Source organism: Marinomonas sp. 15G6-16 (genome assembly GCF_055809555.1).
This window is the reverse complement of the sequence record NZ_CM147916.1, coordinates 1,965,605-1,982,140: the sequence shown is the minus strand read 5'-3', so window position 1 is coordinate 1,982,140 and position 16,536 is coordinate 1,965,605. Positions and strand designations below refer to the sequence as shown.

Sequence of the window (16,536 nt, the reverse complement as noted above, 5' to 3'; positions counted from 1 at the left end):
TTAATAGATTGATCTAGATCAATTTTTACTGACTTAATCACACATTCTTAATGGGGCAGACATTATGAACATGAGTTTTTTTCTAACCGAGGCCATCGCGCTTTTTAGCATTGTGGGCTTGGCGGTTTTTCCTTTGGCGTTTCAACAGATACGCACCATCGCCATCAAGAACGACGAATAACCATCGCTTGTCTTTTTTAACATTCAACTTTTACTAGGAATGGTTATGGATCTCGACGTTGCTATTTTGTCTCGTATTCAATTCGCCTTTACGGTGAGTTTCCACATTATTTTTCCCAGTATCACGATTGGTCTTGCGACCTTAATTGCGATCTGGGAAGGCTTGTGGCTGAAAACACACAACCCCTATTACCTTCAATTGGCCAAGTTTTGGATCAAGCCTTTTGCCATCACCTTCGGCATGGGCGTGGTGTCTGGCATTGTACTGTCTTATGAATTTGGCACTAACTTTTCTAAATTCTCTGAAATGACGGGAGCGATTTTAGGGCCGCTCATGGCCTACGAAGTACTGACGGCTTTCTTCATGGAAGCGGGCTTTCTCGGCGTCATGCTTTTTGGTTGGCAGCGGGTCGGTCGCAAACTGCATTTCTTCTCAACTCTCGTGGTGATGACAGGCACTTGGATTTCAGCCTTTTGGATCATTGTGGCGAATTCTTGGATGCAAACGCCTGCGGGTTACAAAATCGTCGATGGCAAATTTGAAGTAGAAAGCTGGATGGCGATCATTTTCAATCCGTCCATGCCTTACCGATTTACGCATATGTTAATGGCGGCTTTTATCACAGCCATCTTTGTTGTTGCGGGCATTTGCGCTTATTACTTATTGAAAAAGCAGAACATTCCTTTTGCAAAAAAAGGTTTGTCTATGTGCATGTGGTTCGCCTTGATATTGACGCCAATGCAAGCCTGGATTGGCGACATGCACGGCTTGAACGTGCAAGAGCATCAGCCAACAAAACTCGCCGCGATGGAAGGTATTTGGCCAGAAAAAGAAGCCAATGTGCCTTTGTTGTTATTCGCCATGCCGAACATGGAAACCGAATCCAACGATTACCAAGTGGGTATTCCCAACCTTGGTAGCTTGATTCTGACGCATTCTTGGGATGGCGAAGTGCAAGGATTAAAAACCGTTCCGCCAGAAGACAGACCGAATGTGCCTTTGGTGTTTTGGTCATTCCGCGTCATGGTTGGCATTGGTTTTGGGATGATGGGTATCGCCCTACTCGCCTTGTTATTGCGCCGCAAAGGTCGCTTGTTCGAAAACAGACCTTTCCTCGCGTTAGTCAGCTTATTTACACCTGCTGGCGTGATTGCGGTGTTGGCTGGCTGGTACGTGGTGGAAATCGGCCGACAGCCTTGGATCGTTTACAACTTGGTACGCACCTCAGAAATCGTCTCGCCATTACCGGCCGAGCGAGTCTTATTCACTCTTATCGTCTTCGTGGTGATTTATACCTTGCTGCTTGGGGTTTATCTGTACTTCATGCGTAAGTTAATCAAGAAAGGCCCGCCGAGCATGGCCGCCTTAGAACAACAATTAATCGGCATGAAAGCGCCCGGTTACGCCTTGGCGTGGGTGAAGCTTTTACAAGAAAACGATGCTGAGAATAAAGGCACTCCCAATACACAAGTACGAAACAAAGAAGGAGAGCAATAATGGATTTGGCATTTTTCTACTTCCTCGTTTTAGGCTTCGCCATCTTTATGTACGTCTTGCTCGATGGCTTTGATTTGGGCATTGGGATCTTGTATCCATGGTTCAATCAAGGTGGCGAGAGAGATCATTTAATGCGTTCTATCTCACACGTTTGGGATGGTAATGAAACTTGGTTAGTATTCGGCGGCGTGATTCTGTTTGCGGCCTTTCCTGAGGCGTATGGCGATATTCTCTCCATCTTTTATCTGCCAATCATGCTGATGCTGTTTGCCTTGATCTTCCGTGGTGTGGCCTTTGAGTATCGTTTCAAATCCGACACTTCTCGACCTTATTGGGATTTGGCGTTCAGTTCAGGTTCTGCCATTGCGGCCTTTTGCCAAGGTTTATTGCTGGGTTCTTTGGTTCAAGGCGTTCCCTCAGACACGAGCAGTTTGTCTAGCTTGCATTGGCTAACACCTTTTTCCATCTTGACCGGATTTTCTGTGATGGCAGGTTATGCCTTGCTGGCCGCGTGTTACTTGTTTATGAAAAGTCGTGGAAGGATTCAGCAACATGCAGCGCACTTGGGGAAACGACTTCTCATCATCACTGTCTTGGCCATGATCGCCGTGAGTCTATGGACAGTGATTAACGAAGTGGAAATCCGTGAACGCTGGTTCAGCGATTACAACTTCCTCTTATTGTCACCTTTGCCACTCTTAAGTTTGGCCGCTGCATTCTTTGTATGGAAGGATCTAAGCGCACATGAATCACACCAAGAGCACAGCAGAGAAAGTCGTCCATTTTGGGCGACTGCATCTTTATTTTTATTAGGCTTCGCTGGCTTGGTGGTTGGACTGTTTCCTTACCTGATTCCAAGACAATTAACCTTTATGGACGCCGCATCTCCAGACAGCAGCTTGCTCTTCTTGCTGCCGGGCGTGTGTATTTTCGTCCCGCTGATTTGCGCTTATACCATTTGGGGTTATCGCGTATTCGCAGGCAAGGTCGAAGATTATCAGGAGGGTTACTAATGGCGAAACGACTGAAAAACAAACTCGCTTATCTTAAATCTTGGCAATGGTTTTTGCTGCTGTATTTGGTTGGCTTTATTAGCTTGGTCACGACTTCTTATTTGCTCAAGCTATTTATCAAGGTGCTCCCTTAAAAGCACTGATTGAAAAGCCACATTCATTCATAAAAAAGGGCCGGTTCATCGAACCAGCCCTTTGTAAGAATCATGGTTACTTCTCTATATTAAAGATAAAGTCACCAACTCTTCCGCAACCAATTCTGTGACATCTATCAGTTGTTTATGGGTTTGTATCTGAATTAAAGGTAATTCAGTACAAGCAAGTAGCACAACATCGGCTTCCAGCTCATCAACTAGCTTGGTAAAACGCTGCACTATATCAACTCTTTCACCACCATAGGTTTTCACATCATAAATCAGTTGATGTAAGCCACTATCAGCTTTAGGCACTTCGATTTCCACCACCTCTTTCAGCACACGATAAGGTGACCAAATACCTAAGTTGGTCACCGAATCAGATCCTAATAAGGCCACTTTGGTCAAACCTTCTGTCACTATCTTCTTTTTTAAAACATCACCAAAAGACACCAGTGTGGCATTTAACCCAAGGGCTTCTAATTGTGGCTGGTAGTAGTTAAGCGTATTACAAGCAATGGCATAGTAATCGACTTGTGAATCCAGTTGCTGTGCCACTCTTGCTAGCTTTTCCCAGACAATGGCATCGTTTTTTTCCAATTCCATGGAGAGACCAAGCTGAGGCTCAGAAATAATACTCACCGTAGGGGCATCTAAATCCCCTTGAAAGGCTTCTTGCATCATTTGCTTATTGGCAGAAAGAATTTTTTGCCACATATCCACACCAGCTTCAGGGCCTGAGCCTGTGATAATGCCCAATTTCGCTCGATTTTCTTGCTTCATCACTCGCTTCTACTTCCCTACTACTTCTTGATCATCAACAAAGCTACGACCCAAACCAGTAAGGATAGACACACTCATCACCACCAATAATACCCAGGCATATAGAACCCAAGGGGTCATTTCAATTGGACTTAACGCAGGCACACCCGCGAAAGACTCCGCAGCTTTTGCAGACAAACCTGAAGCAAACAACAAAGCGGCCGACCAAGGTAGAGAATAAACTAGGGTACAAGCCATGCTGTCGATAATGTTGGCACGACGGTAAGGATGTAGTTTGAAACGCTCGCCCACAGGTTTGGCATAGGACAGACCCACCGCTAATATTGCCGGAGCGTTGATACTCATCATCGCCGATAGGAACAAAGACAACCCAGCAGAGGAAGCTTCGGCACCACGAGGAGTTGTAACATAGCCTTTTAAACCTTCAATAAGCTTATCGCTACCGCCACCGTCCAGCATGATTCGAATACCACCAGCGAGCAGTAATACAAGGATAGACAAATCAGACATCCAACCTGCCACACCGTTAATCAGAGCTCCGTTTTCTACTGATAAAAAGCCCTCAACCGTATTTAAGCCTGTCACAACGGCTACCAACATACCGAGTAAAATACCAACCGTGGTGGCAAAAATAACATCGCCCTTCTGCATTGCCACATAAATAGCAGCAAGGGCTGGAATCAGCATGAACAAACCTTTCGGATCCATATGTTCGGCTAAAACTTCATAAGGCACTTGCGCTGTAATGCCTGAATTGGCAAGACTGAATACCACCAACAACACCAGTGTAATCACTCCAGCAGTGGCAGAGTATTTAAGACGTGAACGAACCACTCCACCGATATCAGTGTCTTGGCTGGCCGCAGACGAAATAGTGGTGTCTGAAATAGGCGCTAGATTATCACCAAAAGCGCCACCGCCAACGATGGCTCCGGCCATAAGTAGAGGGTCTGCTCCAAGCAACACACCCGCTGGATACAGTACACCCATACCTGCGGCTATGGTTCCGAAACCTGTACCCGCCGCTGTCGCAAATAAAGCGCTGGCAATAAAGCTCACAACGACAAAAGCCGTGCCCGTAGCACCAGTGTGATACGCAGCCCAAAGTACACCATCTACCAAACCTGAAGAGCGTAACACGGTGGCAAAAATACCCGCAAAAATCCAAGCGGCTACCGGAGCAATCGCCACTTTACTGGCCATTCCCTTCATTATTGTTTCTGCGTATAGAGACTTGTCTCTGGCAAATAAGAAGGTCACTAATAAACCCGCAAGTATTCCTACCCACATGCCTTGTATCGTCGCTTCTTCAAGCGCTGTGGCTACATAAATCGCCACACTAACAAAACTGATAATGGGTAAGAAGGACAGCCATGGGCCACCGTAAAACGACAAATTCGATTTTTCAGTCATAAAAATTCCTCATGATTTTGCTCATACTTACATCGACCTGGCAGTTGAATGACACACTGGGCGACATGGAGTTTTTAAGTAGAGCAAATGAAGACTTTTTAAGACATTTGACACTCTGGCTTGAGTTGACGTACTTTGACGCGCTTTGTGCATCAAAATGCCTCTTTCATAGGGCGTGAACTAATTGCTATGCTTATAAATTATCTATCCCCTCTTCTAGGCTCAAATAATGAATCAAGACGTTGCATTAAACCTCAGGCTGTTGTGCAGCTATTACAAATCTATCAGTGATGTGACTCAACGTTTAGGGATAAGTCGGTCACAATTTAACCGTTATTTGAGTGGCCGCCATCGCCCAGCAGCCAATACATTAAGACGAATTTGTGAGTTCTTTGATGTGGCAGAATATGAACTACAATTGCCTCACGAGCAATTTCAACAATTAGTACAACGCAACCCTCGACAAGACAGCCTAACGAGTGGTCAGGTAGAGCTCGACCATTTAAAAAGATTGATGGACAAATCCAGTCCAGAATTAGACAAATATTTGGGCTACTACTTTGAGTATTACTACTCCATGAGTAACCCAGGTAAGATACTCAAATCTCTTGTATGCTTTTCAAAAGTGGAAGACAAAATTCTCTACCAACGTACTGAACGCTTAGTCGAAGCAGGGGAACAAAATAAAGAAGTTTGCCATTGTAAATATTTAGGGGTCGCACACTTTCTCTCCGACCGTATTTTTATGACAGATTATGAGTCTTTAACCGTCAATGAAATTACCCAAACCATTTTATACCCTACCTTTAAAAACCGAATTCATTGGCTTCATGGTTTGCGTATGGGAGTATCTTCTAACGATGATCGCATGCCTTGTAGTGCAAGGGTTTCAATGGAATTTTTGGGGCAAGATATTCCTTTGCGAAAAGCGCTTGCGGAATGCCGGTTTTACTCCCCAGACGACCCAAAATTAGATAAAACATTGTTAGATATGATCAACAATCAGGGAGTAAACGAACATTGGCAATTTAGAGCCAAATAATCTAAAAAATCAAAATATTTCATCATTCATGGTAAACACACAGCCTGCCCTATAATACCTTCCTAAGACCCAGCAGACAGGTTCAAAAAACGCCTCTAATCTGTCTGCTTAATTTTTCCTTGATGTGTACATGGGATTCTCATACGAAACCACTTAAAGTATGCGATTCCTTTTTATTCAACGTTAAGGTTCCCCATGACACCAAAAGATATGCTACTCGGTCTCGCTATTATTTTTGCTTGGGGCTTTAACTTTGTGGTGATTCGTTGGGGACTCGATGACTTAACCCCAATGATGCTGGGTGGCTTACGCTTTCTTGTGATTGCGATGATTGGTTCTTTCTTTTTCACTCGCCCTAAAACGCCGCTAAAGTGGATGCTCGCCTACGGTTTGTCCTTAAACTTCGGGCAATTTGCGTTTCTATTTACCGCTATGGAATTTGGTATGCCTGCTGGACTCGCTTCTTTAGTTCTGCAATCTCAAGCGATTTTCACTCTGTTGTTTGCCGCTCTATTTTTCAAAGAATACGTGCGCCCTTATCAATTGTTGTCCATTGGTGTGGCGGCTTCGGGTTTAGCGGTTATTGGCTTACATGGCGAAGACACAAGCATGACAGCGATAGGTTTTGGTATCACTTTAGCGGCGGCATCCAGCTGGGCATTCGGTAATATAGTCACAAAAACCATCAGTCGAAAAGGTTATGAGTCGAACGTAAACCTCATTGTTTGGTCGTGCTGGTTTCCACCTATTCCCTTCTTTATCGGCTCTTACTTTATCGATGGCAGCGATGTTATGTGGAGCAATATCATTCAGATTGATTGGCAAACCATGGCCACTCTCGCCTACTTATCTGTCGTTGCGACCATTATGGGTTACGGCTTATGGAGCTATTTGATGTCCCGTTATTCCGCAGGAACCGTTGCACCACTGACGCTTGGTGTTCCGGTTGTCGGACTCACGTCTACCGCGTGGATATTAGATGAGAAAATCGGCTCGTATCAGTGGATTGGCATCGCCTTGGTGTTGGCCGGATTAATTATGAATACATTAGGCGGGCGCTGGTTAGCTCGTCGAGCCAACCAGCAAGCTTAGACTTATTCTTTATCTTGCGATGATGCTTTGTGTGAATCATCGATTTTATCGGACAATCGCGCGACCTGAGCTTGTAACTCCGCGATCTGTTGAACCAAGGCATGGTGATGATTGTCTTGGTTTTCCTGCTCTTTTTCCGAGGTTTCTCTGGTCATGACATCAAGCACGACACCGACCATCATATTTAAAAACACAAACGCAGTTAAGAAAATGAAGACAATGTAGAAGATCCAGCTCATTGGATAAACTTCCATTGTTTCATACATTACGTCTGTCCAGTCTTCAAAGGTGGCAACGCGGAACAGAGTCAGCATGGAAATGGCGATGTCGCCCCATAATTCGTCATTAACCTGATCGAAGAAGATAGAACCAACCGCCGCAAAGATGTAGAAAATGATAAACATCAAAAGCGCAATATAGCCCATTTTAGGAATGGCTTTTAGCAAGGCATTAATTAAAAAGCGCAGATCGGGAATAATCGAAACCAAACGTAGCACTCGGAAAACTCGCAATAAACGAGCAACCAGAATCATGTCTGTGTCTGAGAGAGGCACCAAACTGCCAATCACGATAATAGTGTCGAACAAGTTCCATGGGTCTTTTAAGAATCGACGTTTGTCGTCGCAAGCCATGAAACGCAAGCTGATTTCTACCAAGAAAAATACCGTGATGAAAGCGTCTAGATAATTGATCGCCAGTTCAACACTGTAAGGTAGAGGATAGGTTTTTGCTCCTACGGTTAACGCAGCAACAACGATGATAGCGATGATAAAACCTTGAAACCAAACGCTTCGCTCAATGCGCTTCATCTTAGCTAGCAAGCGTCCAGAAAATACCGTTTCCATTATTTTTTCACACCTAATATAAAACAAAATAGCTCATCTAAAAGACAAGGTGACGCCATATTAAGTTCATATCATCAAAAATAAAAGTAGAAGTGATTTTAGCTGTAAAGTTTGCCAATTAAGTGCGTTTTACGCGCACAACTTTCATGATTTCGACAGGAATACCCGCGACCATTTCTTGAGTCGGGTAGTAGGTTAAATTTACGCGAGCACCTCGTAACGTACGGTACTTTCCTTGGCGCTTGAATCGAAATGGTACGTCATAACCTTCTATCATTAAGGTATGAAGCACCCAATCTTCTTGAGGTCGTTGCGCATGAGACTTTACTTTCATTGCATCAGAATGAATAAGCGCATCGTTATTTTTTAGCAGAGATTCTGGATCAGATTTCACGAGACTTTCTCCTTCAATACGATGAAAGTCTCTTAGTATGACATAAGTAAGCCAGATCTTAAAAAATTGATTGTTTTTTGTTCAACACTATTCGGCTGAGTCTTTTGGCTCTTTTTCTTCTTTGTTGAATTGGCTCACGGCTTCCGCAGCTTTCTGGTCAGTAAAGCGCACTACCGCTTTTTGTAATATCAGACTATTTGGATAAGTTACGATATCGTCAGATAAGCGTTTGATGATCACATGAAAAGTCGAGATTTCTATAATCTGACCTAAAATTTCATCGTCCTTATCGACTACTTTCACCCAATCTCCCACACGATAAGGAAAGCCAAAGAAGATAATCAAGCTGGCCGTAATGTTGCTAAGAATTGACCATTGGGCAAACAGAGCAACACCGACAACAGCAAAAACAGACGAAAAGAAAATCGCCAACTGCCCATATCCTACGCCCAAAACTAAACACACCAACAAAATGAAAACAGCTGTAAAGCCAAGATTAAGCATTTTGGAAACATAGGTCACACGCACTTCGTTAACCGATTTCTTCTGGCCTAGTAAGGTAATAGAGGATTTAAGAAAGCGGGAAAACATTACATAACCCACAACCAATAAAATGAGCAAACCAATTTGTACCATCATATTTTTGTCCTATGGCTTTTTTAAAAGCACAAGTAACGAAGTAAAACCGAACTATACCTGAGTTTAGCAAATTGCCAATCCCTCTAAATGACTCTGTAAAGCTCATTTTGATCTGCGTTAGCCACTGAAAAACGCTATGATAGACGAAGCACACCAACGAGCGATTTTATGTCTAACGCACTGCCTATTTTCCAACTGATTCCTGACCTGAAACACCAGCTGAGTCAGCATCATGAAGCCATATTAGAAGCCGCGCCAGGTGCAGGTAAAACTACCGTGGTTCCTCTCGCTTTAATGGAAGAAAGTTGGTTAAAAGGTCGGCAGATCATTATGTTGGAACCTCGCCGTTTAGCCGCGAAAGCTGCTGCAAAACGTCTTGCCGATACTTTGAACGAGCCGCTTGGTGAGCGCATTGGTTATCGCATTCGTCATGAAAATAAAGAGAGCAAACGCACTCAGGTGTTAGTCGTCACAGAAGGCGTATTAACCAGAATGCTTCAAGACGACCCAAGTCTTGATTCCGTCGCTCTGGTTATTTTTGATGAGTTTCATGAACGAAATCTACATTCTGATCTCGCTTTTGCATTATGTCTTCAGGCTCGTGATTTGTATCGGGATGAAGATCCGCTCAAACTGTTAGTCATGTCCGCTACGCTTGATACAGAAGCACTCCAAGCTCGTCTCGGTTGCTCTGTATTAACCAGCCAAGGACGCAGCTTTCCAATTGAAACACGCTACGCCAACCTTGCCTTAAAAACAGATCAGGTGGTTGATGAAGTGATACGCCTCACCTGCCAAGCTTTCTCTGAAGAATCTGGCTGCTTGCTTGTTTTCCTTCCCGGTCAAAGAGAGATTCGTCGTGTGGCGAACCAACTGCAAGAACGCCTCGGACATGAGCCTCACTTAAGTATTCTTCCGTTATATGGCGAGTTAAACCTAAAAGAGCAAGAAGCCGTTATTCAGCCGGCAATTGCGCCTGCCCGAAAAATTGTACTCGCCACTTCCATTGCTGAAACAAGTTTGACCATAGAAGGTGTTCGAGTGGTCATCGACAGCGGCTTGAGTCGTGAGGCGCGTTTTGATGCAAACACAGCAACCACGAGACTTCATACTCGTCGTGCTACTCAAGCTGAAACCATACAGCGAATGGGGCGAGCTGGGCGAACAGAACCGGGCGTGTGCTATCGATGGTGGAGCGAGAATCAGCAATACCAGCTTGCTTCTCAAGCTCAACCTCAAATTGAAATCAGCGACCTAAGCAGCCTTGTTATGGAGTTGGTAAAGTGGGGCGTACAAAATAGATTGGAACTCGATTGGATCACGCCACCACCCAACAGCCATTGGCAACAAGCCGTCGATTTACTAACCAATCTCACCGCCTTAAAAAGGCAAAAAGATCTACAATTAAGCACGCTCGGAACACAGATGAGCAACCTTAATATCGAACCGAGATTAGCACGAATTCTAATCGAAGGAAGACGCCTGAATATGGCAGAAGTAGCCTGTGCTATTTGTACCATATTGTCTGAAGGCGACCCTTTAACCCAGCATCACAGCGACCTTACTGATCGACTTGATTGGCTAGATAACGCTCATACAAAGATTAATCCACACAAACAAAAGCCCTATCGAAAAGCTCTGAAACAATGGCAGCAACAAAGCCAAAAAATCGCCATTGAAAGCATTGATCAAACCTCTAATGAAATAACACAACTATTGCTACATGCCTTTGCCGATCGTATCGCCCAAAGAGTTAACCACGAACAAGGCAAAGTCCGTTATAAATTGGCAAACGGCCGTATGGCAAGCCTATCCATTGAAGACCCTGTCGCACAAAGTGAATGGATAATTGCGTTGGATATTGGAGGGCATAATGGCCAAGAAGATCGAGTTTTCCTGAGCACAGCGCTCCAGTTATCGGCCATTACAAGCAACACCCCAGACTTAATATCACTAAAAACACATTTCGCATGGTCTAAAAAAGAAGGCAGACTGATCAGTGAATCCCAACGTTGGATTGGCAAAATATGCATAGACTCACAGAAGCTCAAGTCGCCTTCTGAAGCCGACATCGCTGATGCTGTATGCCAATACATAAAACAGGAAGGCTTATCTGTTTTACCTTGGGATTCAGCAAGCGAGCAGCTAAAAGCCAGGATGCAATTTGCTTTCACCCATGACCATAACAATCTTTGGCCTGAAAGCTCAGATCAGGTGCTATTAAATTCTCTTGAAGAATGGCTTGCCCCCTACCTTGGTAAAGTCACCACACAACAAGCAATGAATAAGCTTTCTCTGGCAGACATTTTATTGAGCCGACTCGACTGGAACCAACAACAGCAACTCAATAAAAGCGTTCCTGCGCGTATCACAGCGCCATCAGGGTCAAGTCATGCAATTGATTACTGTGAGATAAATCCTACGTTAAGAGTAAAGTTACAAGAAATGTTTGGCTGTACTGAAAGCCCTAAAGTATTAAATCAAATTGTGCGGATTGAACTTTTATCTCCAGGACAGAGACCGCTTGCTGTCACTCAAGATTTAGCTTTCTTTTGGCAACAAGCTTACCCTGACGTTCGTAAAGAAATGCGTGGACGTTACCCAAAACACCCATGGCCAGAGAATCCCTTGGAGGCACAGGCAACAGCAAAAACAAACCGAGCGCTACGCTCCTCTTAATTGAGAAAGCGCTTGCTCTGTCATCTTGCGACTAAACAGCGTGTTCTTTTTATGAGTGGGCGACCAACCTAGAATAAATCGATGGAAATCAGCCCATGCGATGGAAAATAATCCATGCCATTCAGCGGCAACGGCTTCTGCTGTATCGGGGGATTCACCAGTTGCAAGAATGCATCGAGACAATTCCGAAAAATACAGTTCAAGCAGATAATCAAGATGCTCATTCAATTCAGATTCAGAGAAACAGCTACCAAGAAAATAAGCTAGATCTTGGACACCAATCCCCCGCCCAACATATTGAAAATCCACGGCGGCCGTCGAGGTTAAATCATCGCTGAAACAAAAGTTTGCCAGTTTTGCATCACCATGAACCAAGGTTTGATAACACGCTTGATCAATAGTTTTATCGATTCTTCCAGCTTGTTCTTTTAATTCCCCCTCAGACATAGACTTCCATTCATCAGGGCGAGTAGCCAAATGCCAATAAGTACCTCTAGCCCATAAACCTTCTGGCCAATCTTCTCGCACCTCAGTCTGTAGAAAACGAGCATGGAAACTCGCCAGCCAATTAATCACAATCGTGGACTCTTCCACAGAGAGGAAATCGCAACGACGCTCGAAGCCTGCTGCATCTAAATCTTCTAATAAAAGAAAGGTTTCACCTTCCTGATAAAAAGAAGCAAGCAACTTAGGCAAACGCTCATGTTCAGTACAGGCAGCAGACCACTCTTGATACCAATTCGCTTCAACTTTATAAGACTTCACTTTACGATCATGAGCAAATGAAGACTTCCAACCTCGAGGGTGGTTTTGAATTTGTCCGAATTGAATAGACTTAAGAACAACACTCTTAGCAATGTCAGACCCTTCGACAGAGAAACGAATGATTTCTCCATAACCGCTCCATAAGCCTTGAATCGTTTCAGTACGAGTCACTAAAGACGCATTAAGAGCACGTTTAATAAATATTTCAGGTGTCATAACATCAAATTAATTAAGAGTAGACGCTTATAATAACTGAATAAAAATAGAGTGATAGACATAAAAAAGACTCTACAGCCTAGCCATCCCAGCTTTCTTAAAGGACTACTTATACTTTGCTAGACAACACACAAAACTCCTGTCATCTCCAATACCATAGTTAACGGTGCTTTCATTAACGCCGACCTGTCGAGGAAGAAAGCAGGCGATATAGAGAAGTCTTAGAGGAAGCAGAGTACTTAACAGACCCATCGAATTACGAAATAGGCTAAGCCCTCGAGTGTCTTGGTTGTCATTTACGCAGACGCGTTGAGGCACGAAACAAGCGCAAGTAAATGACCACTAAGACGCTCTTGTTTCTAATCTGATCTGTTCCTGTCTCTATTCCCTTTCAGACCTTCCATTTCCAACAGACGAAAAAAAGCCCCGACAGCTTAGCTATCAGGGCTTTCTTAATTATAAGCTTGTCGACTTACTGCTATCACATGCATATCTGCAATAAAAAACCCCACACAGCGTTGGCTATGTGGGGCTCTTAGTATTATAAGCTTGACGACGACCTACTCTCACATGGGATCTCCCACACTACCATCGGCGATGGCGCTTTTCACTTCTGAGTTCGGGATGGGATCAGGTGGTACAACGCCTCTATGATCGTCAAGCAATTCGGTTGCGTTCGTTTTGGTGGCTTTTTTATTGCCTTACCAAAACACGCGAAGACATGCTTGGATCTTTAACAATTCATTTTGAAATAACGTGTATCAAGGTTAAACCAGCTTTTGGTTTGTATCGTAATATGTGTAAAACCACTTTGGTGTTATATGGTCAAGCCTCACGAGCAATTAGTATTGGTTAGCTCAATGCCTCACAGCACTTACACACCCAACCTATCAACGTCCTAGTCTCGAACGGCTCTTTAGGGGACTTATGTCCCAGTGAGATCTTATCTTGAGGGAGGCTTCCCGCTTAGATGCTTTCAGCGGTTATCCCGTCCGAACATAGCTACCCGGCAATGCCACTGGCGTGACAACCGGAACACCAGAGGTTCGTCCACTCCGGTCCTCTCGTACTAGGAGCAGCTCCTCTCAAATCTCAAACGTCCACGGCAGATAGGGACCGAACTGTCTCACGACGTTCTAAACCCAGCTCGCGTACCACTTTAAATGGCGAACAGCCATACCCTTGGGACCGGCTTCAGCCCCAGGATGTGATGAGCCGACATCGAGGTGCCAAACACCGCCGTCGATGTGAACTCTTGGGCGGTATCAGCCTGTTATCCCCGGAGTACCTTTTATCCGTTGAGCGATGGCCCTTCCATACAGAACCACCGGATCACTAAGACCTACTTTCGTACCTGCTCGACGTGTCTGTCTCGCAGTTAAGCGTGCTTTTGCCTTTACACTCTATGCATGATTTCCGACCATGCTGAGCACACCTTCGTGCTCCTCCGTTACTCTTTGGGAGGAGACCGCCCCAGTCAAACTACCCACCACACAGTGTCCTCGATCCAGATAATGGACCTGAGTTAGAACCTCAAACATACCAGGGTGGTATTTCAAGATTGGCTCCAATAAGACTGGCGTCCTATCTTCAAAGCCTCCCACCTATCCTACACAAGTAGGTTCAAAGTTCACTGTGAAGCTATAGTAAAGGTTCACGGGGTCTTTCCGTCTAGCCGCGGATACACAGCATCTTCACTGCGATTTCAATTTCACTGAGTCTCGGGTGGAGACAGTGTGGCCATCGTTACGCCATTCGTGCAGGTCGGAACTTACCCGACAAGGAATTTCGCTACCTTAGGACCGTTATAGTTACGGCCGCCGTTTACTTGGGCTTCGATCAAGAGCTTCGCCGAAGCTAACCCCATCAATTAACCTTCAAGCACCGGGCAGGCGTCACACCCTATACGTCCACTTTCGTGTTTGCAGAGTGCTGTGTTTTTAATAAACAGTCGCAGCCACCTGGTATCTTCGACCGATCAATGCTTACGGAGCAAGTCCTTCACACTAACCGGCGTACCTTCTCCCGAAGTTACGGTACCATTTTGCCTAGTTCCTTCACCCGAGTTCTCTCAAGCGCCTTGGTATTCTCTACCTGACCACCTGTGTCGGTTTGGGGTACGGTTCGATCATATCTGAAGCTTAGAAGTTTTTCCTGGAAGCATGGCATCAACCACTTCGCCCAAAAGAGGGCTCGTCGTCAGTTCTCGGTCTTAAAGGGACCCGGATTTGCCTAAGTCCCAAACCTACCGCCTTAAACACAGACAACCATCGCTGTGCTGGCCTAGCCTTCTCCGTCTCTCCATCGCAATATGTACGAGTACAGGAATATTAACCTGTTTCCCATCGACTACGCATTTCTGCCTCGCCTTAGGGGCCGACTCACCCTGCCCTGATTAACATGGGACAGGAAACCTTGGTCTTCCGGCGGGGGAGTTTTTCACTCCCCTTATCGTTACTCATGTCAACATTCGCACTTCTGATACCTCCAGCCTGCCTTACAGCTTGACCTTCAACGGCTTACAGAACGCTCCTCTACCATGCATATAAATATGCATCCGTAGCTTCGGTGTACAGTTTAGCCCCGTTATATCTTCCGCGCAGGCCGACTCGACTAGTGAGCTATTACGCTTTCTTTAAAGGATGGCTGCTTCTAAGCCAACCTCCTAGCTGTCTAAGCCTTCCCACATCGTTTCCCACTTAACTGTAACTTTGGGACCTTAGCTGACGGTCTGGGTTGTTTCCCTTTCCACGACGGACGTTAGCACCCGCCGTGTGTCTCCCGTAATTGCACTCATTGGTATTCGGAGTTTGCATGGGGTTGGTAAGTCGGGATGACCCCCTAGCCCAAACAGTGCTCTACCCCCAATGGTGAGATACGAGGCGCTACCTAAATAGCTTTCGAGGAGAACCAGCTATCTCCGAGCTTGATTAGCCTTTCACTCCTATCCACAAGTCATCCCCGGACTTTTCAACGTACGTGGGTTCGGTCCTCCAGTTAGTGTTACCCAACCTTCAACCTGCTCATGGATAGATCGCCCGGTTTCGGGTCTATTCCCAGCAACTAAACGCCCTATTAAGACTCGGTTTCCCTACGGCTCCGCTAATCGCTTAACCTTGCTACTGAAAATAAGTCGTTGACCCATTATACAAAAGGTACGCAGTCACGGAACAAGTCCGCTCCCACTGCTTGTACGTACACGGTTTCAGGATCTATTTCACTCCCCTCACAGGGGTTCTTTTCGCCTTTCCCTCACGGTACTGGTTCACTATCGGTCAGTCAGGAGTATTTAGCCTTGGAGGATGGTCCCCCCATATTCAGACAGGATAACACGTGTCCCGTCCTACTCGTTTTCATTGAAATGGCGTTTTCGTATACGGGGCTATCACCCACTATGGCGACCCTTTCCAGAGTCTTCTACTAACACCAAATCAACTTAAGGGCTAATCCCCTTTCGCTCGCCGCTACTTAGGGAATCTCGGTTGATTTCTTTTCCTCCGGGTACTTAGATGTTTCAGTTCCCCGGGTTCGCCTCGTTAAGCTATGTATTCACTTAACGATACCCGCAAGCGGGTGGGTTTCCCCATTCGGAAATGTTCGGATCAAAGTTTGTTTATCAACTCCCCGAACCTTATCGCAGATTACCACGTCCTTCATCGCCTCTGACTGCCAAGGCATCCACCGTGCACGCTTGGTCACTTGACCATATAACCCAAAATAGTTTCGGATCACATACCTAAGAGCTTTTGTACCTCTTAGGATTTACGATAATAGAAGCCACTAGGTTAAAGTGAACTTCCACCGGTTTAACGCTTGATTCATCGTTATTTCAAAATTTGAATT

12 protein-coding genes and 2 rRNA genes are annotated in these 16,536 nt (G+C 45.1%); 6 read left to right on the top strand and 8 right to left on the bottom strand.

The window, feature by feature from the left end:
- The first annotated feature begins 226 nt into the window (after window positions 1-226).
- From AC0L46_RS09585 to AC0L46_RS09575, 3 genes are read left to right on the top strand one after another with little or no spacing between them, the layout of a single operon-like run.
- Window positions 227-1,678, top strand: coding sequence for a cytochrome ubiquinol oxidase subunit I (locus tag AC0L46_RS09585; protein ID WP_473503161.1), 1,452 nt, complete (start codon window positions 227-229; stop codon window positions 1,676-1,678).
- Entirely contained in the window at window positions 1,678-2,691 is a 1,014-nt protein-coding gene (gene cydB, locus AC0L46_RS09580; RefSeq protein WP_317004985.1) for a cytochrome d ubiquinol oxidase subunit II, read from the top strand. The genes AC0L46_RS09585 and cydB overlap by 1 nt, the downstream gene beginning before the upstream one ends.
- Window positions 2,691-2,825, top strand: a complete 135-nt coding sequence (locus AC0L46_RS09575) for a hypothetical protein (protein ID WP_473503159.1) — start codon at window positions 2,691-2,693, stop codon at window positions 2,823-2,825. Before cydB ends, AC0L46_RS09575 begins: the two co-directional genes overlap by 1 nt.
- 84 nt (window positions 2,826-2,909) lie before the next feature.
- Here the strand turns inward: AC0L46_RS09575 and AC0L46_RS09570 are convergent, their stop codons facing one another.
- Window positions 2,910-3,608, bottom strand: coding sequence for an aspartate/glutamate racemase family protein (locus AC0L46_RS09570; protein ID WP_473503157.1), 699 nt, complete (start codon window positions 3,606-3,608; stop codon window positions 2,910-2,912).
- 9 nt (window positions 3,609-3,617) lie between these two features.
- The gene (locus AC0L46_RS09565) at window positions 3,618-5,021 is read right to left on the bottom strand and encodes a Na+/H+ antiporter NhaC family protein (RefSeq protein ID WP_473503155.1); all 1,404 of its coding nucleotides are present in this window, start codon (window positions 5,019-5,021) and stop codon (window positions 3,618-3,620) included.
- 229 nt (window positions 5,022-5,250) lie between these two features.
- On the opposite strand from AC0L46_RS09565, the gene AC0L46_RS09560 reads away from it, so the two are divergent.
- Window positions 5,251-6,063: a helix-turn-helix domain-containing protein gene (locus AC0L46_RS09560; protein ID WP_317004988.1), complete on the top strand. Its 813-nt coding sequence runs from the start codon at window positions 5,251-5,253 to the stop codon at window positions 6,061-6,063.
- A gap of 195 nt (window positions 6,064-6,258) precedes the next feature.
- On the top strand, window positions 6,259-7,155 hold the full coding sequence (locus tag AC0L46_RS09555; protein ID WP_473503153.1) for an EamA family transporter: 897 nt from the start codon (window positions 6,259-6,261) through the stop codon (window positions 7,153-7,155).
- A 2-nt stretch (window positions 7,156-7,157) separates the two neighbouring features.
- Here AC0L46_RS09555 and AC0L46_RS09550 read toward each other — a convergent pair whose 3' ends face one another.
- The 3 genes from AC0L46_RS09550 to AC0L46_RS09540 all read right to left on the bottom strand — a co-directional run bounded on the left by AC0L46_RS09550 (window position 7,158) and on the right by AC0L46_RS09540 (window position 9,033).
- Window positions 7,158-8,000: an ion transporter gene (locus AC0L46_RS09550; RefSeq protein ID WP_473503151.1), complete on the bottom strand. Its 843-nt coding sequence runs from the start codon at window positions 7,998-8,000 to the stop codon at window positions 7,158-7,160.
- Between the two features lie 118 nt (window positions 8,001-8,118).
- Complete coding sequence (locus AC0L46_RS09545; protein ID WP_414682833.1) at window positions 8,119-8,394, bottom strand: hypothetical protein; 276 nt, start codon at window positions 8,392-8,394, stop codon at window positions 8,119-8,121.
- Between the two features lie 87 nt (window positions 8,395-8,481).
- Window positions 8,482-9,033, bottom strand: coding sequence for a mechanosensitive ion channel domain-containing protein (locus AC0L46_RS09540; protein WP_473503149.1), 552 nt, complete (start codon window positions 9,031-9,033; stop codon window positions 8,482-8,484).
- 168 nt (window positions 9,034-9,201) lie between these two features.
- On the opposite strand from AC0L46_RS09540, the gene hrpB reads away from it, so the two are divergent.
- A complete protein-coding gene (gene hrpB, locus AC0L46_RS09535) occupies window positions 9,202-11,712 on the top strand; it encodes an ATP-dependent helicase HrpB (RefSeq protein WP_473503147.1) in 2,511 nt (836 codons plus the stop codon).
- Here the strand turns inward: hrpB and AC0L46_RS09530 are convergent.
- The 3 genes from AC0L46_RS09530 to AC0L46_RS09520 all read right to left on the bottom strand — a co-directional run bounded on the left by AC0L46_RS09530 (window position 11,698) and on the right by AC0L46_RS09520 (window position 16,398).
- Entirely contained in the window at window positions 11,698-12,693 is a 996-nt protein-coding gene (locus tag AC0L46_RS09530) for a phosphotransferase (protein ID WP_473503145.1), read from the bottom strand. The two genes, hrpB and AC0L46_RS09530, sit on opposite strands and share 15 nt — an antisense overlap.
- Before the next feature lie 547 nt (window positions 12,694-13,240).
- Window positions 13,241-13,355 (bottom strand): 5S ribosomal RNA (gene rrf, locus AC0L46_RS09525).
- Window positions 13,356-13,514: 159 nt separating this feature from the next.
- A 23S ribosomal RNA gene (locus AC0L46_RS09520) occupies window positions 13,515-16,398 on the bottom strand.
- Window positions 16,399-16,536: the final 138 nt, after the last annotated feature.

What these genes read in the sequence shown, in the direction of transcription:
- AC0L46_RS09530 (WP_473503145.1), bottom strand. Translation starts at nt 12,693, where the DNA reads ATGACACCTGAAATATTTATTAAACGTGCTCTTAATGCGTCTTTAGTG.
- AC0L46_RS09570 (WP_473503157.1), bottom strand. Translation starts at nt 3,608, where the DNA reads ATGAAGCAAGAAAATCGAGCGAAATTGGGCATTATCACAGGCTCAGGC.
- AC0L46_RS09575 (WP_473503159.1), top strand. Translation starts at nt 2,691, where the DNA reads ATGGCGAAACGACTGAAAAACAAACTCGCTTATCTTAAATCTTGGCAA.
- AC0L46_RS09560 (WP_317004988.1), top strand. Translation starts at nt 5,251, where the DNA reads ATGAATCAAGACGTTGCATTAAACCTCAGGCTGTTGTGCAGCTATTAC.
- AC0L46_RS09550 (WP_473503151.1), bottom strand. Translation starts at nt 8,000, where the DNA reads ATGGAAACGGTATTTTCTGGACGCTTGCTAGCTAAGATGAAGCGCATT.
- AC0L46_RS09540 (WP_473503149.1), bottom strand. Translation starts at nt 9,033, where the DNA reads ATGATGGTACAAATTGGTTTGCTCATTTTATTGGTTGTGGGTTATGTA.
- cydB (WP_317004985.1), top strand. Translation starts at nt 1,678, where the DNA reads ATGGATTTGGCATTTTTCTACTTCCTCGTTTTAGGCTTCGCCATCTTT.
- AC0L46_RS09555 (WP_473503153.1), top strand. Translation starts at nt 6,259, where the DNA reads ATGACACCAAAAGATATGCTACTCGGTCTCGCTATTATTTTTGCTTGG.
- AC0L46_RS09585 (WP_473503161.1), top strand. Translation starts at nt 227, where the DNA reads ATGGATCTCGACGTTGCTATTTTGTCTCGTATTCAATTCGCCTTTACG.
- AC0L46_RS09565 (WP_473503155.1), bottom strand. Translation starts at nt 5,021, where the DNA reads ATGACTGAAAAATCGAATTTGTCGTTTTACGGTGGCCCATGGCTGTCC.
- hrpB (WP_473503147.1), top strand. Translation starts at nt 9,202, where the DNA reads ATGTCTAACGCACTGCCTATTTTCCAACTGATTCCTGACCTGAAACAC.